Genomic DNA, 17,911 nt, shown 5'->3' with positions numbered 1-17,911 from the left:
CTTTCCCGGAGACCTCACTTCCTGAGAGAAAGGGGTCATCATGACGACGAAACCGACATCGAAGAGATATTCGCCGGAGGTCCGGGAACGGGCTGTCCGCATGGTTCGGGAGCATCAGGGCGACTACGCCTCGCAGTGGGAGGCGATCGCCTCGATCGCGGCGAAGATCGGCTGCTCGGGCGAGACGCTGCGCAAGTGGGTGCGTCAGGCCGAGCATGATTGGGGGGGGTGCGGGCCGGGCAGACAAGCGAGGAGCGCGACCGGATCAAGACGCTCGAGCGCGAGGTCCGCGAGCTTCGCCAGGCCAACGAGATTCTGCGCAAGGCATCGGCGTCTCACCCGCCACTTGAACCAGTGGCGTGACGGGTTCGACTTTGCCCAGGCGGAGCTCGACCGCCGGTTCAAGCCATGACGTCGTTCATCGACGATCATCGTGATGTCTAAGGAGTCGAGCCGATCTGCCGATCGCCCCGTCGACCTATCACCAGCACGCCGCCCGCCGACGCGATCCCTCTCGCAGACCCGCCCGGGAACACCGTGATGTGGACCTCTGCGGCGAGATTCGCCGCGTCTTCGAAGCGAACTTCGGTGTCTATGGCGTGCGGAAAGTCTGGCGTCAGATGCGGCGCGAGGGCTTCGACGTCGCCCGCTGCACGGTCGCCCGGCTGATGAGGGCAATGGGACTGAAGGGCGTTGTTCGCGGCAAGACGGTGAAGACGACGATCAGCGACAAGGCCGCGCCCTGTCCGCTCGACTGGGTGAACCGGCAGTTCCAGGCGCCGGCCCCCAACGTTTTGTGGGTAAGCGACTTCACCTATGTCGCCACGTGGCGCGGCTTCGTCTACGTCGCCTTCGTCATCGACACGTTCGCCCGCCGCATTGTTGGCTGGCGCGTCTCGCTGACCGCCCATGCCGACTTCGACCTCGATGCTCTGGAGCAGGCGCTTCATGACCGTCGGCCCTTCGCCGGCGGCAGGCTCGTGCACCATAGCGACCGCGGCTCGCAGTATGTGAGCATCCGCTACACCGAGCGCCTGGCCGAGACTATCAACGGGCTGTTCAAGGCCGAGGTCATCCATCGGCACGGGCCGTGGCGCAGCGTCGAAGCCGTCGAGTTCGCCACCCTCGAATGGGTCGATTGGTTCAACAACCGCCGGCTGCTCGAGCCGATCGGCAATATCCCGCCCGCCGAAGCGGAAGCCGCTTACTACGCTCGGCTTGATGCCGTGCCGATCGCCGCGTAGGACTCAAGCCAACCGGTCTCCGGGAAAGCCGGGGCGGTTCAATTGGCAACGCGAGCAAGCTTCTGAATATCCTTGGCGTAATCTCTTTTGCCGCGCTGCCCAAGCCACCCTCGAGGATGAAAATAAATCGGCTTCCGGGTCTCGGAATTGCAGAAGCGCTCCCAATGATGAAACAGGGCGATTAGGAACGCTTTTCGGAGCATATGCGCGCTGTTGAGCGCCTGCGCGCGCGTATCGCTCGCTTGATCGTAGATATCGTCTAGCAGCCTGCCTTCATCGGTTTCGTCCGGCTCAGGGAATGGCTCACCGGGTGCCAAGCGCAGATGACGACGAAGATCTTCCTCGATCTCCTTCGGACGATTTTCCAGGGCACCGGCTGCGGCGCTGTAAGCCGATAGGAGGTCATCAAGGCCTTGTTCGAACACGTGGGCGCGAAATGAGTAGGGCAGCTTCGCCATGATGCTCTCAATGCGGTTGTCGGACGGCTTGCGTTTCTCGCATCGACTGCGAAAGCGAGGCCACTCCAGCGAGCGGCTGGCGCTATATGCCACACACGAATCGCACGCCTACGGGTTCGCCCCATAGCGGGGAAATTCCTATGAACCTTTCGCTAGGAGCGAAAGGTCGAACCGTACGATTAGGCCGAACGGTTGATCAGCACCCGCGATTCGCATCGTATTCCTGAGGGCGTTCGCAATCGAGCTCTTGCCGCGGGAAACCGATCTTGCCCTCTTCGAATTCGGCAACGAACCCGCCGTTCCCCCAACACCATGTTCCGTAGCCGTAGGCTTTGAGATGGGCGTCGCAGGATCGACCGATTGACAGAGTTTCGCGTTCGGAGATGATCTGCGTCCCGGCGCCGGAACCGATAAATCGTCCGACCGGATATTTCGATCGGAGGGAGTAACCATCGGCGTTGCAAACCACCTCGTATTCATGACCATCGCTCGACATCACGGCGGCCGCTGGGGATGCGATAACGACCAAGGCGAGGCTTAGGGCGACGTAGTATCTCATGAAGTATTAGACCGGCGCATCTCTTTCACGATGAGCCCGCCAATCAAAAACAAAGTCGCGTTCGTGAAGATGCCTGTCGCTAAGATATCGTGAAAAGCTGAAGCGGCATCGGTCAAGACTATGAAGCTCAAACCGTAACCGAGTAGGCCGACGATGATCAGAAACGCGGGCATGTCTCGTCCCCTTCGAAACCGCGCCATGTTGCATCCCATGTCGCGTGGAGTAGCCGAGCCTACCGGGAAACCCCGGTAAATCAAGGGAAGTCGCTGCAACATGAATGCGACAAGGCAGGGAAGAAATGAGGGCACCCTCATTACCTCAAACAACTGATTTTGTTGGGAAAATGGTTGGTAGCGGGAGAGGGACTTGAACCCCCGACACGCGGATTATGATTCCGCTGCTCTAACCAACTGAGCTACCCCGCCAAACCTTGCAGGCCGCCAACGTCCCCAGACGCCGCGGGTGCAGCGGTCCTATAAGCGGGGAGGCGCGGGGCTGTCAACGGTTTGTGTGACCAATGGCGCTTGGAAGTTTGAAGTCCTGTGAATTTGGCCCAAGACATGGTTCCCGAGCCGAGAGCGAGAGGAGACGGACGCAGTCCCCTCCCCGCTGAATGATCGCTAAGCCGGTTTCCGAAAGAGCGCGGCGCCGCGAAACGGGATTAGTCGGACTCCCGCCAGAATGAAGGCAGCTGGTAGCCGTAGAGCGGCGTTTCTTCCGGATGCTTGATGAAGTTCCAGCGGGCCAGCCGCTGTTCCGGCAGGTGGAACAGCGGGATCACGTAATGGCCGGAGACGAGGACGCGGTCATAGGCCCGGACGGCGGTCACGAACGCTTCCCGCGAGCGGGCGGAGACCATTGCCTTGATCAGCGCGTCGATCGCCGGATCTGCTGCCCCGGCGTAGTTGTAGAAACCCGCGACGTCGCGGGAATCCGAACCCCAGCGATTCACCTGCTCAGCGCCGGGTGACAACGAGGCACTGTAGGTGGTGATGAGCATGTCGTAGTCATAGGCGGTCTTGCGCGCCTGGTACTGAGAATCGTCCACCGTCCGAATCGACGCCTCGATGCCGAGGCGCTGCAAGGTGCGCTTGAAGGCAAGCGCCATGCGCTCCTGTTCCGGAGACTGGGTCAGGATTTCAAAGCTCAGCGGCTTGCCGTCCGGGCCGACAAGGGTGCGGCCTTCGAACTTGTAACCGGCTTCCTGCAAAAGCTTGAGGGCGTTTCTCAGCACGGTCCGGTCGGCGCCCGATCCGTCCGAAATGCTGGGCTTGTAGCTGCCATCCATCACATCGGGAGAAACGGCATCCGGATAGGCTGCGAGCAACGACTTTTCCGCATCGCTTGCCGGGCGACCGGCCGAAGAGAGTTCGGAATTCTGGAAGAAGGAGGCAGTCCGGCGATAGGCGCCATAGTAGAGATTTTCGTTCGCCCATTCGAAGTCGAACAGCATCGAGAGCGCGCGGCGAACCTTCAGATCGGCGAATTTCTCCCGGCGCGTATTGAAGACGAAGGCCAGCATGTTCGATGGCGCGCCGGTCTGAAAGGTCTCCTTTACGACGCGGCCGTCCTTGACGGCCGGAAAATCAAAGGCCGTGCGCCAATGAGCCGGATCACCTTCGATATAGACAAAGCTGTTGCCTTTCTTGAACGCCTCGAACTGGGCGTTGGAATCCCGATAGTAGTCGATGACGATCGTATCGTAGTTGTCGTAGCCCTGCTTGATCGGCAGATCCGCTCCCCAGTAGTCGGGATTTTTCTTGTAAGTGATCTGCTGACCGGGCCGTACATCCTCGATCACGTAGGGCCCGGATCCGATGACCGGCTCGAGTGTCGTGCGTTCGAAGGTGTCGCGGTCGAACGCATGTTCGGGAAGGACCGGCAACCCTGAAATAAGAAGCGGCGTCTCCCGATCCGCCGTCTCGTCGAAGGTGAAGCGAACGCCGTGCTCGCCGACCTTTTCGATCTTCGTCGCAGGGCGCAGCCAGTTGGCATAGAAGGGGCGGCCGTGCTCGCGCAGCATCTCGACGGTGAAGAGGACATCCTCGGGACGCACGGGCTTGCCGTCCGAGAAGCGGGCGTTCGGGTTCAGCTGAAACTCGACGAAGGAACGCTCCGTATCGGTTTCGACCGTTTCGGCGAGGAGGCCGTACATGGTGAAAGGCTCGTCCGGCGAGCGCTGCATCAGCGGCTCGAACACCAGATTGCCGAATTCCCGATCGAACCAGATGCCGCGAGCGGTCGTCAACGCGCCGCGTACGATGACCGGATTGAGATTGTCGAAATTGCCGTAGACGCCGTAACGCATCGTGCCGCCCTTGGGAGCGTCCGCGTTGACGAAAGGAAGATGCTCGAAATCCGCCGGAAGGGCGGGCTCGCCTTGCATGGCGATCGCATGGGACGGCTTTGCCCATGCAGCCAACGGCGTGAGGCCGGAGGCAACGAAAGCAACCGCCGCGATGATGCCGACGGTGATAGGCATACGCATTCAGTCTGTCTCCATAAATGTCGGGCGAAGGGGTCTGGAGGACTTGCCCCCTGCCGTCAGTTTCTTTGATGAGCCTGTCTGCCCACAGGGCCTCGAAACCAGCATTTTCACGGGTTCGTCAGCAGCCAAAGCGGCATCTGAGCCACTTGTTGGACGCAAATCGCCCCCGAGGTCAATTCATCTGCTCGCCCGTGTAAGTCTTCAATTGGCCTTATTTGCGTCAGACGGAACCGCCGTTTAAGAAATCCGGCGAACGCGATCCGATCGTAGTCCGATCTGCCCAAGCTTGAAGGAACAGAGGCCTCCTATTGATGCAACGCCAATTTACGTCTTTCATGATTGCCGCGGCTGTGTTTGGTGCCGCAACATTTGCCGGCGGAGCACAGGCACAGCAGCAGCAGCGTGCGCCTGGCGGCGGCGGCCAGGGTATGCAGACGGTACCGGGCGAGTGGTTCAAGGTCTGCTCGCAGCAGGGCGAGAACAATATCTGCAACACGCAGTTCACCCTGGTTGCTGATACCCGCCAGCTGATCACCGCGATGAATCTCATCGAGGTTACAGGTAAGGTTAACCAGAAGGTTGTTCAGGCCGTCGTTCCGACCGGCCGCGTCATTCCGGCCGGCGTCCAGGTCAAGATCGATGACGCCAGCCCGGTGGCGCTGAACTATTCGGTCTGCTTCCAGGACCGCTGCATCGCCGAGGCCGAACTGACCAACGATCTGGTCAGCCGCATGAAGCGCGGCCAGAAGATGACCGTCACTTCGATCAACTTCCAGCGCCAGCCAAATCCGGTGCCGATCACGCTGTCCGGCTTCACGGCAGCCTATGATGGCGATCCGACGGATGCCTCCGAGATCGCTTCGCGTCAGCGTGAGCTGAACGAGGCTCTCCAGAAGCAGGCGGAGGACCGTCGCAAAAAGTTCGAAGATGCTCAGAATGCTGCGAAAAGCGGCGGCGAGACAGCCCAGTAAGGCTTTATCCGAGAACATCACGACACTCTATGAAGGCGCTTCGTTCACACGGAGCGCCTTTTCATTCGTCGTGAACTGTCCGAGCCGGAGCCGCCGGGCCCCCGCTACTGCGCCTTCTTCTCCGTGAAGCTCAGGTCCGAGACGACCACGTCCTTTCCATCGATCTCTTCGGTCACCTTCAACACGAAGGATCCGTCACCATCGTTGGTGATCGTCATCACGGCCTTGTCGTCGTTGTAGATGACCTTGTTCCAGGTCACTTCGAGGTCGAGGCTGTCGCCGTTGCGCGTGCCGGCCAGTTTCGCGGGTCCGCTTTCAGATCCTGTGTAGACCCCGGTATACTGACCTGTTTTCGTGTCCAGAACCAGTTCCGCGCCGATGTTGTTGCTGAGAACCAGCATCGCCGAGCAGGTGCCTTGAAGCTTGAATTCGGTCTCGGTTTCCGCGGTGCCTTCCGCCTCGCATGACACGTTGACCGGCTTCGGCAGCTTTTCCAGTTGCACGCGACCGCCACCTTCCCAGTCGCCGCTATAGCGTTCGAAATAATCGTCGCCTTGAGCCAGAGCCGCGGAACCGGTCGCAAGGCTGAAGACAAACGATCCGGCGGCGATGAAATTATTGAAGCTCATTCCCTATTCCTGTCCTTGCTTCTCGATCTCGCGATGCGACGGTATGAAAATGGAACTTAGGAGACAGATGACAGAAACCAGCCTGTTCAAAATTGCGCGAAGTCCCCTTCCCCGTTCCTGCCGCGTGCCCGGATCGATTATCCAGACAACGACTTCACGAAATATCGCGTTCAACGACACGGAACGTCGCAGGCCACCGCACGTTGCTTCGGTCAACGTATCAATCTTTTAAAGGAGCAGGCCTGCCATGGATATCATCAGGATCATCTGCGCGATCATCCTTCCCCCGCTGGGCGTTTTTCTGCAGGTCGGACTTGGCAAACATTTCTGGATCAATATCGTGCTGACGCTCCTAGGCTTCATCCCCGGCGTCATCCACGCAATCTGGGTCATCGGAAAATACTGAGGACGCTCGCCCGACACACTGCATCTGCATGAGCGAGCATGTTAAGCCCGGCAAGAAGATAAGCCGGGCTTTTTCAATAGGGGTTGATCGCTTGCCAACATTCAATCGCGACGGTCTTGAACTGAATTTCATCGACGAGGGACCCGCAGACGGGCCTGTCGTCCTGCTGATCCATGGCTTTGCGTCGTCGATCAAATTCAACTGGACGGATCCCGGTTGGGTCGACGCTCTGACATCAGCTGGATACCGGGTTCTTGCCTTCGACCATCGCGGCCATGGACGGAGTGACAAGCCTAAAGACGAGGCAGCTTATACGCCTGCCAAGATGGCCGAGGATGCCTTTGGGCTTCTCGATCATCTGGACATCGGCTCGGCCGTCTTCTTCGGCTATTCGATGGGCGCCAGGGTCAGCGCTTTCGCAGCCCTTTGCCGTCCGGAGGTCGTCGAAAAGCTCGTTCTTGGCGGCCTGGGCTATGGACTGATCTCCGGCGTTGGTGATTGGGATCCCATTGCCAAGGCGTTGCGGGCTCCATCCATCGACGACGTCACTGACGCGAGGGGACAAATGTTCCGGGCATTCGCCGACCGGACGAAGAGCGACAGGAAAGCGCTTGCGGCCTGTATCGCCCACTCGCGCGAAGAGCTGACGGAGGAAGACGTCAAGACGATCGATATTCCGACGCTCATCGGCGTCGGATCGAAAGACGACATCGCCGGCTCACCTGAAAAACTCGCGGAGCTGATGCCGAACGCGCAGGCGTTGGATATCCCGAACCGCGATCACATGCTTGCGGTGGGAGACAAGGTCTTCAAAGCGGCGGTCCTCGATTTCTTGGCAGCATAGAATTTAGCTGTACGGCCGGACGGCGAAAGCGGTTTCATCTGGGAGACGCGGCGGGCTCACTTCTTTCGCGGCTGTTCGGCAGTTTGATTGCGATATGCCGCCTTGAAACCAAAGGCTCATTGGCAATTTTATTCATGGATGGCGCAACGACTTAAAATGACCGGGGACCATGGTATCGAACAGGTTGGGGACACACAGGCCGGTCCGCCTGTTCGAACGGCTTGGGCACTCGGTCTCGGCGGACTTGTGCCATTCGTGCTCTTGTCGGGCCTCCTTGCCTATGGCGGAACCTCTACGATCGCCTTCGGCGTCGTGACCCTGGCTCTTGCCGCCTATTCAGCGGCAATCCTCTCCTTCCTCGGAGGAATACGGTGGGGTCTCGGGCTTCGGCGCGACGCGACCAATCCGCAACGCGATCTGATTCTATCCGTTCTGCCATCCCTCATGGGTTGGGCTCTCGTTCTCGTTCCCGTCCCCTACGCTTTTGCCGGCTTTGCGGTCTCATTCGCGCTTCAGGGCATCTGGGACTTCGCTTCCGCGCGCATGCGCAAGCTTCCCGCATGGTTCGCCCGCCTGAGGCTCGTCCTCACGGTCGTCGTGGTCTGCTGTCAGCTCCTCGTCTTCTTCCGAACCTTCTGATTTTCTAAAGACTTATCATATCGCCCACATCGTGCGTCGCTTGAGGGCTGCCGTCGAACCGGCCCAGCGATCCGGTCTGCCCGAGGCAACAGACTGTCGACTCGACCGTGTCAGACAGGACCGAATCCACAAGCGAAAACCTGCCACTTTGCCCGCGAGCCAAGCCCCTTGCGCTCGGCATCTTGTGCTGGGTCAGATCTGCCAGCAAGGCGTCGCATACGGTGATTCCTGGGGCCGCAACCGGATTCGGCCACCTTTTCAGCGCCTTGCCGCCACAGGAGTTAACAAGTGGTTTCCAGTTTCGTGTTCTCCCTGCAACAGGGTGTGTCTCTACAGCCGGTTTGGGCTTGGTGTGGCATTTCTGTAATTGCGCCGCCGACATGGATGGATATTGTCGTCATCAGAAAGACCGCGGGGACAAATCGCGCCGGCTTTCGCAGGGACGGGTAAGAGAGAAAATTCTCAAGGATATGCCCCAACCCATCAATAATATGACTGGAGGTCAGGACATGAACATTAAGAGCCTTCTTCTCGGCTCCGCTGCGGCCCTCGTCGCAGTTACCGGCGCCCGCGCTGCGGACGTTATCGTACCGATGGCAGAGCCCACCGAATACGTTCGCGTTTGCGACGTTTACGGCACCGGCTTCCACTACATTCCGGGCACCGAGACGTGCCTCTCGATCAACGGCTACGTCCGCTTCAAGTACGCTGTCGCAGGCCCGGTCGAAGACAGCTTCGGCAACAACTTCGTTCGCAACGCCGAAGGCGACGACTACCAGGCCGGCTCCGCCGTCCGCGTTCGTCTGAACTTCGACGCTCGTGAAGAGACCGAGCTCGGCACGCTCCGTGCGTTCGCTCGCATCCAGGCCACCAACACGTTCGGTGCCTACAGCAACGACGAGTCGTACGCCATGGACATGGGCTACATCCAGCTCGGCGGCCTCACCATGGGTTACCTCGACTCGCTGTTCACCGAAGGTGACGGCCTCCTGACCGATACCGATCTTCCGATCGGCGACATCCAGACCAACCGCGTGTCCTACACGTTCGCAGCCGGCGGCCTTGCAGCCACCGTTGCACTCGAAGACGACGGCAGCGGCGACTTCGCTCCGAACGTTGTCGGTAAGCTCGGTTATTCCGGCGGCTTCGGCAGCTTCAATCTGTACGGTGTTTACGAAGAGTCCGTGCAGTTCGGCCAGGGCGGCTTCGAACCGTTCGGCATCGGACTTCTGAACCCGGTCGTCAGCGAAGATGCATTCGTCCTCAAGGCGAACGCTTCGTTCAAGGACATCATCGCAGCTGACTCCGAGCTGAAGTTCGAAGGCTCCTACGCGTTCGATCCGTCGACATACTCGACCCTCGGCCTGTTCAACAACGTTCGTTCGCTGGGCAACGATATCAATCCGTTCGTCGGTGCGGTTGCGACCGAATGGCAGGTTGGTGCGGGCTATGCTCAGAGCTTCGGCAAGCTCGGTCTTGCGGTTTCGGGTGTCTACGGCGAAACCTTCGACGACTTCACGATCCTCACCGCTCCGATCCGCACCGTTAACGCTGGTAACGGCGACTACTACAAGCTCGTCGGCAACGTTGGTTACGAGATCACCAACAACTTCGACATGCTCGCAGAAGTTTCCTACTCGAGCATCGACTTCAACGGCCAGAACGGCTTCGTCGACAACGATGCAGACCAGACCGCTGGTTTCGTTCAGTTCGTCCGCTCCTTCTAATCCTTCGATTAGAACAGCATTCGGGAAAGGGCTCGGCTTCGGCCGGGCCCTTTTTCTTTGCGTTGGACGTCGTGAAAGACCGTCACCTCAAGGGTTTGGTCGGAGCAACGCAATTTGAGCGGGATAGCGCTTCTAGGCGCAGGCGGCATAACAGCGTCATCGAAACCGGTCACTGGGAAGCAATCGTATGGGTGACGTAAGAGAGCCTGCCGTTTGCCGTCTCGCCGAACCAAAGCTATAAGCGGCTTCATGAGAGCGCACCGCACACAAGGCTGAACAGGCCTTTATTGCGGCTGCGCAGCGAGAACAGAATCTTCAGCGAGGGCTTCCATGGCGAATTCCGACGACGGCAATACACCAAAGAAGGATCGAATTGGGGCAGCCCCCGCTTCGAATGACTGGGACCCAGGCCCGATCGCGGATCAGAAGCTCATCAACGCTCTCAAGGCTAGGGTCAGTGCGGGCGAGGTGATTGAAGACGATCCGCTCGAAGCCAAGCACAAGGCGCGTGCCTATCGTCAAGACTTTCGCACTCTGGACTATCGGCAGCTCTCGAAATCCGAGGCCGAGCTCGAGGCAGAACGCCAGCGCATCAAGGCGATGCACTCGACATGGACGCCGAAAATCAAGCCAGGCAAGAGCGCTCCGCCAACCGGCAAGGCCAAGTTCGCAAGCTTTGGCGGCAGCACGATCAGTGTCGAGGTGATCCGCTTGGAGCGCGGCAATCGTGCCGCTCCCGACGAGCCAGAGAAATCGGCGATCTCGATGCCGATGCCAGACAGCGGTACCGACTCATCGGCAAAGGCGCAATTCGACGACGCCCAGCTGAGCGGGACGATCGAAGTTGGCGAAGAACCGCAGCTGCTGGCCAAACCTCGCGAAGGCGCCTCTCCCGAATCACTGACGCAAATAGAGGGGATCGGCCCTTCCCTCGAGCGTCTGCTTTACGATCTCGGCGTCTTCCACCTCGAACAGATTGCCGGCTGGACGAAACCGCAGGCCGCTTGGATCGAGAACGCCTTGGGCTGCGAAAGCGGGCGCATCGAGCAGGACGGCTGGATTCGGCAAGCAATCGCACTTCGCGCCCGCCAGTAAGGCCTTCACACAACTTAGAGAGAGTGAATTGGCAACAGGGTCGAATTCACTTCTCCAGCAAATAGCTCAGAGGCCGCTCGGGCGGCCGAAGGCCTATGGACTTCGCGAGACTCAAATCCCGGCCGGTTTGCGTCTTTTCCTCTTGGCACCCCATACAGTGGTGCATATGGCGAGTTACAAACAGGCAACGGTCAACTCGATCATGAGCGCGCGCCTACTTTGGTTGCTCTGGCTGCAATTCGGGCCGTTGGCCCCTCACCCTTGTTCGGGCCACGTCACCAAAGGCGCGCTAAATCGGGGCAAAATCCAATCCGCCATACCCTCCCAACACCACACCACGCGGAACAGCGCCATCGCGAAACTCTCATCGAGGTCGCCGCTCCATCCAGATCGGCCGGAGGACAGAACGGCGGGGCGCTAGGTGAAAACGTGCCGCCGGCGCGAAGTTGCACACAAGACGATGTCTTCAAGTCAATTCGGAAAGTGATTATCCGGCGGAGCTAAAGCCGTCCGCCGTAAGGCTTATATGATGGTGCTGCCGGAGAGATTTGAACTCTCGGCCTCTCCCTTACCAAGGGAGTGCTCTACCCCTGAGCTACGGCAGCCCGTGACCATTCGGCCATCGATAACAAACACGCCCAGATTTCGGCAAAAGGTGGCAATCTAAATCGCCGACCCTCGGTTTCCGAAATCAGGTGTTCGACCGATGGCGCGTGTCTCGACATTTTGGGCTTCGCAGTCAAGAGGAAAATTGCATCGCGATGCCATAGAGGTACGACTTCGTGCCTGAAGATCATTTTGGAGACAGGTTCAGCTCCTTCGCCCCCTCATCTTCGAGAGGGGCAGGGTGTAAATCAAACCATTTCATGCTAATATGAGGGCAGTTGCGCATGATTTCGCCGGCCTAGGCCCAGACGGGATATTCGCTTTCACCGGGAACCATCGCGCCTTCGGACGCCTTTCAACCGGTACACCAGGTATTCGACAACTATACGGAGACAACGACCATTCGCAGACCATTCCGTGCACCGCCGGCCCAAAAAGAAGGGCCACGCTCAAATCGGGAAATCCGGGTTCCGACGATTCAGCTGATCGATGCTGAAGGCGAAAATCGTGGACAGACGCCGACGGACGAAGCCTTGGCGCTCGCTGAAGAAGCCGGTCTCGATCTCGTCGAGATCGTTCCGAACGCGAACCCGCCTGTTTGCAAGATTCTCGATCTCGGCAAGCTGAAATACGAGAATCAGAAAAAGGCCGCCGAAGCCCGCAAGCGACAGAAGACCATTGAGGTCAAGGAAGTCAAAATGCGGCCGAACATCGACGACCACGACTACGAGACGAAGATGAAGGCCGTTCGGCGCTTCTTCGAGGATGGCGACAAGGTCAAGGTGACGCTTCGCTTCCGCGGACGCGAGATGGCCCACCAGGAACTTGGAATGCGGCTCCTCAATCGCGTACGCGAAGAGACGACCGAGATTTCGAAGGTCGAGGCAGAGCCCAAACTCGAGGGCCGGCAGATGATGATGGTTCTCGCCCCGCGTGGCTGAGCCTCGTCATCCTATCCAGGCGGATATGGTCAGCGACGTCTCCTGAAGATGCCCGGCGTTCGGGATGGACGTCTTGATAATGCCAGCATGCGGCGATGCATTCGCCGCGTGCTTTTTTATGGCCGGGTTTTGAGGATGCCGGAAACCGGTTTGCAATTCGGCGGGCCTGCGTTTCGCCTGGCAGTCGCGGATTTCGAGGATGCTCTTGCGTCGCAGGCCGTGAAACGCTATCCGCCCTCGTCAGCTGAACGCCTGGCAATCCCCACGAACGAGACCACGCGCCGGAAGCGAACGTCGGAACTGCCATCTTGCGCTTTCCCCATTGAAGCGGCGTGGCCGCGACAACCATAGAGGGATGGGCACCTTCAATCCCGTAGCGACGATCCCGAACGGGCTTCATTAGCGGTGAGGATCATGAAAGTCGGCGGGTGACCGAGGGCTCGCCCCGTGAAGCCATCGACCCGACCCAGTCTGAAATCCATTCCTCCGACGGAGAAAGCGGCCCACCGAGGGTCTTCCTCCCCACCCCATGCGATCACCTGATCGATCGCGTCGTGGAGACGATCTCGTGATCGTCGCCCAAGGGCGGACGCAAAATCGCCGTTGCACAATGGCAGGAACCTGCCGCGTTGCCCGAGACCCTCTGCCATTTCGAGGTTCATCGCCAGAAGCTTGCCACGAGCGCTCATCAGCGCGACGCCGAACGGAAGCGAGCTCCAGAGGTTCTCCAGCCGCTCCCGGGCGCAGTCGCTGCCGCTTTCACACAGACTGGACATGTCGTCCCAGGCCAGAAGCGCATCCTCGACCTCACCGCGAATTCGCCTCAAGAGAGCAGTCAAAGGCGCACGATATGTCTCTCGAAAACGCGGCTGGAACAGGAGAGAAAACTGGTGGAGCCGGCCGTCGGACCCGCCGCATTCAAGCTCGATCCTGCATTCTTCCAGTTTATCTTCGTCGACACGAAAAGCCGGCGGGGAGCTCGCCACCAGCGCATAGCTCGGTCCATGCGAGGCATTCACCTCGGCGGCCACGGACCCTATAAGCAGATCCGCCGGTGCGGGCACCGATTCAATGGAAATTTGAAGCCCTTCAAACCGGGCCTGCAGGTGGTCGCCGAATGCGCGCCATCCCGATCGATCGAATGTCGAATACGCCAACAGAGCCCGAAAACTATCGGGCGATCCCGGAAATGGTACTCTCATGAGAACTCACCACTTTCCGCCCCGCGCGAATATAATCACAACTTAGAGATTTCGACAAGTCTATCCTTGGCAGGCCTACTTCGAACACATTTTGCTTGGTCAAGAAGCAGATTTGCCGGATCGGCACACCTGCTCCCTGTCGCGCGAAGCGTTTGCTGCCCGCCGAATTCCAATCTCGCCGTGGCTTTCCACGGCCGATGGGTTATACGGCACGCGAAACTGTTGAGGCCGAATGAATGATCGCGCTTTCAGGGCAGAGATCCCCGACGATGGCCCAGATGTTCGGCTAACGAGGAATAGCAGGCCAGGCAATCCGTGAAGATTTGTGAGCATATAGAGGACCTTCGGAACGCACTGAAGGAAAGCCGCGCGCAGAGCCTCTCCATCGGCCTCGTTCCGACGATGGGTGCGCTCCATGCCGGTCATGCGGCCTTGATCCATCAAGCTCGCGCAGCCAACGCCACCGTTGTCGTCTCGATTTTCGTCAATCCGACCCAGTTCGGTGAGAGCGAGGATTTCGATCACTATCCACGCACGCTGGAGGCCGATCTGGACCTTTGCCGAAAGGCCGGAGTCGACCTCGTCTTTTTGCCAGCTGCTCTGGAGATGTATCCGCAGCCGCTGCAGGCGCATGTTGCCGTCGAACCCTTGGGGAACGATCTCATCGGCGCGATTCGCCCTGGTCATTTCCGCGGCGTCGCGACAGTCGTGTGCAAGCTCTTCAATATCGTCCAGCCCGATCGCGCCTATTTCGGCCGCAAGGATTTTCAGCAGCTCACCCTCATCCGCCGCATGGTCGCCGACCTTTCTTTCCCGATTGAGGTCGTCGGCGTGCCGACGGTGCGGGAAGCGGACGGTCTCGCACTTTCCTCGCGCAACGCTCGCCTCGACCCAAATCATCGGCAGGCATCGAGTGTGCTATCTCAAGCGCTACAGCGCGGCAGTGAGATGATCGAAGGCGGCACGCGAAAGCCGGAGCCGGTTCTCGCCGCCATGCGCGCGATGATCGAAGACGAGCCGCTCGCCGAGCTTCGCTCTCTCGACATTCGCACGGCGCATCACCTGGAACCGGTGAACCAGTTTACTGCCGAGCCCGTCGTCATTCTCGTTACCGCCCAATTCGGTCCCGTCCTCTTGATCGATCAGCGCGAGGCACAACCTGCTGCAGGAAGAAGCGAGCCGGAGGAAGCGCGATGAGTGCCGAAGTCAGAGCCAAGAGACGGACGGCGCCGGATATCAGAGCGATGAAGGGCGGCGATCCCATCGTCAGCCTGACCGCCTATAGCGCGGTGACGGCACAACTCGTCGAAGCGCACGTGGACTTCGTTCTCGTCGGCGATAGTCTTGGCATGGTCGAACACGGCATGGCCTCGACCATTTCCGTGACGCTCGACATGATGATCCTGCACGGAGCTTCGGTCGTACGCGGTACAAGAGAAGCCCTTGTGATCGTCGACATGCCCTTCGGTTCCTATGAGGCAAGCGAACAGAAGGCGTTTGAGAGCGCAGCTCGTATCATGGCGGAGACAGGATGCGGGGCCGTCAAGCTGGAGGGCGGGGTTGCGATGGCATCGACCATCCGGTATCTCACCGAGCGCGGCATACCGGTCTGCGCCCATGTCGGCCTCACCCCCCAGGCGGTGAACAGCCTCGGCGGCTTTCGAAGCCAGGGCCATGACGAGGCGAGCCGTACCAAGATTTTGGGCGATGCGAAGGCCGTCGAGGATGCCGGCGCATTCGCCGTCGTCATCGAAGGTGTCGTCGAGCCGCTCGCCGTCGAGATTACGCAAGTGCTGTCGATCCCGACGATCGGCATCGGCGCCTCGAATGCCTGCGACGGACAGATCCTCGTCTTGGAAGATATGCTCGGGCTGACGCCGCGCGTTCCGCGCTTCGTCAAACGGTTCGGCGCAATCGGAACCCAGATCGAGGAAGCCGTCGCCGACTATGCGCGCGAGGTGCGCAGCCGCGCGTTTCCGGGACCGGAGAACGTCTACAAGCCGAGAAGCAAGTAAGCGCAGCTCGTCGCTTCGATCAGAGTTTCAGCGGCAATATGAAGGGCGTGCCGGCAAAAGCGTCCGCGCCGCGACCGATTGACCGGATCGCCTCGACCATTCGTCCATTCCGCTTCAGGATTGCATCGGCGAAGCCCACCAGCCGCGCGTTCGGGGTCGCGGATGGTGCGCGCGCGCGCAATTCCTGCGCGAGGGCGACCTCGTCGAGATCGGGATTGATCGACATTGCGAGAATATAGGCTGCGGCCGTCGACCGGCTGATGCCGGCGAAGCAATGCACGACCAGCGGTTTCTCCCGGCTCCACTCTGCGCCGAACGCGATGAGATCCGTCACGTGGTCTTCCTGCGGCGGCGTCATGCCCTCCATCGGCTCGACGATGTCGTTAAAGCCCAGAAACAGGTGGCGATCTTCTGGAATAAGCGCCGGTCGAGGAACCGGCGTATCGGCATTGATCAGCGTCACGAGATCGCTCGCACCGTGAGTCTCGACGGTCGCGCCCAGTTCGGCCAGCGAGGAAACGACAAGATAGCTCATGAGGCACTGGCTCCGGCGCGGCGGCGTGGATCGGTTAAGGGCTCGGAGCTGTCAGGGTGGAGCTCCTGGTCGATGGTTTGGAAGCGCCTGAGAAAGGCATGCTCCATCTCCTTTGCCGGAGATGGCACGAACCGATCCTCGAACGCATCACCGACTTTCGCTCGCCCGAAGAGCATATCGGCCTCGCTTGCGGAAAAGCCAGCCAGCCGGACAGCCTCTTCGCGTGCCGACACCTTGTCGGCTGCCTTGATCTGCTTTTCGACCGCCGAAGGCAATTTGGACGGCAGGCCGAAGCGGATATGGATCGCCGCCTGAAGCCGCGCCTCCACTGCCTTGTAGTTGATCCCGAGGACCGCTTTGAAGGGCGAGATCATGTCGCCGATCACGTATTCGGGCGCATCGTGGAGAAGCGCTGCAAGCCGCCAGCGGGACTCGGACAGGTTCGCCGCGACAAGTTCCTCCACCACAAGAGAATGCTGTGCCACCGAAAAAGCGTGATCGCCCAAGGTCTGGCCATTCCAACGGGCGACACGCGCCAGCCCATGGGCGATGTCGGCGATTTCGATGTCGAGCGGTGACGGATCGAGGAGATCGAGTCGCCGACCGGAGAGCATGCGCTGCCAGACGCGCGGCGGCCTGGAAGAAGGGCGTGCCGCCACGCCTCAGGCCTCGCTGGCTTCGGCATCGACCGGCAGGGCATAACCGGCCCAGGAGGGAATCGTCAGTTCCACCGGCACGCCATCGACCGACAGCGAAGCGCCGTCTGCAAGACCAGATGCCAGCTTGTCGGTTCGAACGACGGCAATACCCGAGCGCTCGGCTGCAGCAAGCAGCGTGCCGATCTTCGCCTCTCCGCTGATAACGTTCGCGCCCTCGGTCAGGTCCCGTTCCCCGTTCGCAAGCATCAGCCGCCTGCGGGCGGTTCCCCGATGCTGCATACGCGAGACGACCTCCTGACCGACGAAACATCCTTTCTTGAAAGAGACGCCGCCGTTTTGATCGAGCAGCACGTCGTGCGGAAACATCTCAGAGGGCGGATAATCGGTTTCCGCTTCCGCAACGCCCGAGCGAAGTCGAAGAGAGCGGAAGACGGTCGCATCGGCAGGCTCCGAACCGGCCGGTGCCTCGCCGTAGAGCCGATACACCTTGGCGCCGCCGAAACGCTCGTCCCGCATTGCCCCAGCCGGCGTTTCGCCCTTGTCCCAAAGCGCAAAGACAGCCTCGTCGGTGGGTTCGACCGCGACCTTCGCGCGAAGCTTGTAGAGGGTCAGGCGCTTTGCGAGTGCATCACGCACCGCTGCCGCGCATTCGATCCGGTAACCACTCTCGATTTTCGAGACGAGAAAATCAAAGAGAATCTTCCCTTGCGGCGTCAGGAGCGCCGAGAGCCGCGCAAGCCCGTCCGGCATCGCGGCGATATCGGCCGTCACGAGAGTCTGGAGAAACGTGCCGGCATCGCTTCCGCTCAAACGGAGGACGGATCTGTCTTCGAGCTGAGCATAGGGCATAATTCGTCCCAAATCCTTGGAGCCACGAACTGGCTTCTCGGCCG

Annotated in this window: 17 protein-coding genes, 2 tRNA genes, 1 pseudogene and 1 other annotated feature; of the genes and pseudogenes, 10 read left to right on the top strand and 10 right to left on the bottom strand. The window is 59.9% G+C overall.

Annotated features, from left to right (window positions below):
• Window positions 1-40 precede the first annotated feature (40 nt).
• Window positions 41-1,244: pseudogene (locus ABDX79_RS01380) on the top strand (IS3 family transposase).
• Window positions 370-473, top strand: a sequence feature (AL1L pseudoknot). (Overlaps the previous pseudogene by 104 nt.)
• Before the next feature lie 38 nt (window positions 1,245-1,282).
• Here ABDX79_RS01380 and ABDX79_RS01375 read toward each other — a convergent pair.
• From ABDX79_RS01375 to ABDX79_RS01360, 4 genes are all read right to left on the bottom strand, one after another.
• Window positions 1,283-1,702: a hypothetical protein gene (locus tag ABDX79_RS01375; protein WP_346218461.1), complete on the bottom strand. Its 420-nt coding sequence runs from the start codon at window positions 1,700-1,702 to the stop codon at window positions 1,283-1,285.
• Between the two features lie 555 nt (window positions 1,703-2,257).
• A complete protein-coding gene (locus ABDX79_RS01370) occupies window positions 2,258-2,434 on the bottom strand; it encodes a hypothetical protein (protein WP_346218460.1) in 177 nt (58 codons plus the stop codon).
• Between the two features lie 175 nt (window positions 2,435-2,609).
• Window positions 2,610-2,686, bottom strand: a tRNA-Met gene (locus ABDX79_RS01365).
• Window positions 2,687-2,922: 236 nt separating this feature from the next.
• Window positions 2,923-4,749, bottom strand: a complete 1,827-nt coding sequence (locus ABDX79_RS01360; protein WP_346218459.1) for an extracellular solute-binding protein — start codon at window positions 4,747-4,749, stop codon at window positions 2,923-2,925.
• Between the two features lie 311 nt (window positions 4,750-5,060).
• Between ABDX79_RS01360 and ABDX79_RS01355 the strand changes: the two genes are divergently transcribed.
• On the top strand, window positions 5,061-5,720 hold the full coding sequence (locus ABDX79_RS01355; protein WP_346218458.1) for an invasion associated locus B family protein: 660 nt from the start codon (window positions 5,061-5,063) through the stop codon (window positions 5,718-5,720).
• 104 nt (window positions 5,721-5,824) lie between these two features.
• Here ABDX79_RS01355 and ABDX79_RS01350 read toward each other — a convergent pair whose 3' ends face one another.
• On the bottom strand, window positions 5,825-6,349 hold the full coding sequence (locus tag ABDX79_RS01350) for a hypothetical protein (protein ID WP_346218457.1): 525 nt from the start codon (window positions 6,347-6,349) through the stop codon (window positions 5,825-5,827).
• Window positions 6,350-6,596: 247 nt separating this feature from the next.
• Here ABDX79_RS01350 and ABDX79_RS01345 point away from each other — a divergent pair, with 247 nt between their 5' ends.
• The 5 genes from ABDX79_RS01345 (at window position 6,597) to ABDX79_RS01325 (ending at window position 11,060) form a co-directional block, all read left to right on the top strand.
• The gene (locus tag ABDX79_RS01345; protein WP_346218456.1) at window positions 6,597-6,755 is read left to right on the top strand and encodes a YqaE/Pmp3 family membrane protein; all 159 of its coding nucleotides are present in this window, start codon (window positions 6,597-6,599) and stop codon (window positions 6,753-6,755) included.
• A gap of 91 nt (window positions 6,756-6,846) precedes the next feature.
• Window positions 6,847-7,599: an alpha/beta fold hydrolase gene (locus ABDX79_RS01340; RefSeq protein WP_346218455.1), complete on the top strand. Its 753-nt coding sequence runs from the start codon at window positions 6,847-6,849 to the stop codon at window positions 7,597-7,599.
• A gap of 156 nt (window positions 7,600-7,755) precedes the next feature.
• A complete protein-coding gene (locus tag ABDX79_RS01335; RefSeq protein WP_346218454.1) occupies window positions 7,756-8,238 on the top strand; it encodes a DUF3429 domain-containing protein in 483 nt (160 codons plus the stop codon).
• Window positions 8,239-8,747: 509 nt separating this feature from the next.
• Window positions 8,748-9,965, top strand: a complete 1,218-nt coding sequence (locus tag ABDX79_RS01330; protein ID WP_346218453.1) for a porin — start codon at window positions 8,748-8,750, stop codon at window positions 9,963-9,965.
• Between the two features lie 330 nt (window positions 9,966-10,295).
• Complete coding sequence (locus ABDX79_RS01325; RefSeq protein WP_346218452.1) at window positions 10,296-11,060, top strand: hypothetical protein; 765 nt, start codon at window positions 10,296-10,298, stop codon at window positions 11,058-11,060.
• 530 nt (window positions 11,061-11,590) lie between these two features.
• On the opposite strand, the gene ABDX79_RS01320 is transcribed toward ABDX79_RS01325, so the two are convergent.
• Window positions 11,591-11,665 (bottom strand) — tRNA-Thr (locus ABDX79_RS01320).
• A 402-nt stretch (window positions 11,666-12,067) separates the two neighbouring features.
• Between ABDX79_RS01320 and infC the strand changes: the two genes are divergently transcribed.
• The gene (gene infC, locus ABDX79_RS01315) at window positions 12,068-12,607 is read left to right on the top strand and encodes a translation initiation factor IF-3 (RefSeq protein WP_346218876.1); all 540 of its coding nucleotides are present in this window, start codon (window positions 12,068-12,070) and stop codon (window positions 12,605-12,607) included.
• Window positions 12,608-12,972: 365 nt separating this feature from the next.
• Here infC and ABDX79_RS01310 read toward each other — a convergent pair whose 3' ends face one another.
• The gene (locus ABDX79_RS01310) at window positions 12,973-13,446 is read right to left on the bottom strand and encodes a hypothetical protein (protein WP_346218451.1); all 474 of its coding nucleotides are present in this window, start codon (window positions 13,444-13,446) and stop codon (window positions 12,973-12,975) included.
• 678 nt (window positions 13,447-14,124) lie between these two features.
• Here ABDX79_RS01310 and panC point away from each other — a divergent pair.
• Window positions 14,125-15,006 (top strand): pantoate--beta-alanine ligase, encoded by an 882-nt coding sequence (panC, locus tag ABDX79_RS01305; protein ID WP_346218450.1) that lies wholly within the window; start codon window positions 14,125-14,127, stop codon window positions 15,004-15,006.
• Window positions 15,003-15,824 carry a 3-methyl-2-oxobutanoate hydroxymethyltransferase gene (panB, locus tag ABDX79_RS01300; RefSeq protein ID WP_346218449.1) on the top strand — a complete coding sequence of 274 codons (822 nt, stop codon included), beginning with the start codon at window positions 15,003-15,005 and terminating at the stop codon, window positions 15,822-15,824. The genes panC and panB overlap by 4 nt, the downstream gene beginning before the upstream one ends.
• 19 nt (window positions 15,825-15,843) lie before the next feature.
• Here panB and ABDX79_RS01295 read toward each other — a convergent pair whose 3' ends face one another.
• From ABDX79_RS01295 to ygfZ, 3 genes are read right to left on the bottom strand one after another with little or no spacing between them, the layout of a single operon-like run.
• A complete protein-coding gene (locus ABDX79_RS01295) occupies window positions 15,844-16,359 on the bottom strand; it encodes a tyrosine phosphatase family protein (protein WP_346218448.1) in 516 nt (171 codons plus the stop codon).
• Window positions 16,356-17,018: a YfbR-like 5'-deoxynucleotidase gene (locus ABDX79_RS01290; RefSeq protein ID WP_463671091.1), complete on the bottom strand. Its 663-nt coding sequence runs from the start codon at window positions 17,016-17,018 to the stop codon at window positions 16,356-16,358. The genes ABDX79_RS01295 and ABDX79_RS01290 overlap by 4 nt, the downstream gene beginning before the upstream one ends.
• A gap of 3 nt (window positions 17,019-17,021) precedes the next feature.
• On the bottom strand, window positions 17,022-17,867 hold the full coding sequence (ygfZ, locus tag ABDX79_RS01285; protein ID WP_346218447.1) for a CAF17-like 4Fe-4S cluster assembly/insertion protein YgfZ: 846 nt from the start codon (window positions 17,865-17,867) through the stop codon (window positions 17,022-17,024).
• Window positions 17,868-17,911: the final 44 nt, after the last annotated feature.

Source organism: Fulvimarina fulva (genome assembly GCF_039652615.1).
Taxonomy (GTDB): domain Bacteria; phylum Pseudomonadota; class Alphaproteobacteria; order Rhizobiales; family Rhizobiaceae; genus Fulvimarina.
The sequence above is the reverse complement of the archived record's forward strand: the minus strand, read 5'-3'. Positions and strand labels throughout refer to the sequence as shown.

Coding starts and splice junctions, on each gene's coding strand:
- ABDX79_RS01375 (WP_346218461.1), bottom strand. CDS start 1,702: ATGGCGAAGCTGCCCTACTCATTTCGCGCCCACGTGTTCGAACAAGGC.
- ABDX79_RS01370 (WP_346218460.1), bottom strand. CDS start 2,434: ATGCCCGCGTTTCTGATCATCGTCGGCCTACTCGGTTACGGTTTGAGC.
- ABDX79_RS01360 (WP_346218459.1), bottom strand. CDS start 4,749: ATGCGTATGCCTATCACCGTCGGCATCATCGCGGCGGTTGCTTTCGTT.
- ABDX79_RS01355 (WP_346218458.1), top strand. CDS start 5,061: ATGCAACGCCAATTTACGTCTTTCATGATTGCCGCGGCTGTGTTTGGT.
- ABDX79_RS01350 (WP_346218457.1), bottom strand. CDS start 6,349: ATGAGCTTCAATAATTTCATCGCCGCCGGATCGTTTGTCTTCAGCCTT.
- ABDX79_RS01345 (WP_346218456.1), top strand. CDS start 6,597: ATGGATATCATCAGGATCATCTGCGCGATCATCCTTCCCCCGCTGGGC.
- ABDX79_RS01335 (WP_346218454.1), top strand. CDS start 7,756: ATGACCGGGGACCATGGTATCGAACAGGTTGGGGACACACAGGCCGGT.
- ABDX79_RS01330 (WP_346218453.1), top strand. CDS start 8,748: ATGAACATTAAGAGCCTTCTTCTCGGCTCCGCTGCGGCCCTCGTCGCA.
- ABDX79_RS01325 (WP_346218452.1), top strand. CDS start 10,296: ATGGCGAATTCCGACGACGGCAATACACCAAAGAAGGATCGAATTGGG.
- panB (WP_346218449.1), top strand. CDS start 15,003: ATGAGTGCCGAAGTCAGAGCCAAGAGACGGACGGCGCCGGATATCAGA.
- ABDX79_RS01295 (WP_346218448.1), bottom strand. CDS start 16,359: ATGAGCTATCTTGTCGTTTCCTCGCTGGCCGAACTGGGCGCGACCGTC.
- ygfZ (WP_346218447.1), bottom strand. CDS start 17,867: ATGCCCTATGCTCAGCTCGAAGACAGATCCGTCCTCCGTTTGAGCGGA.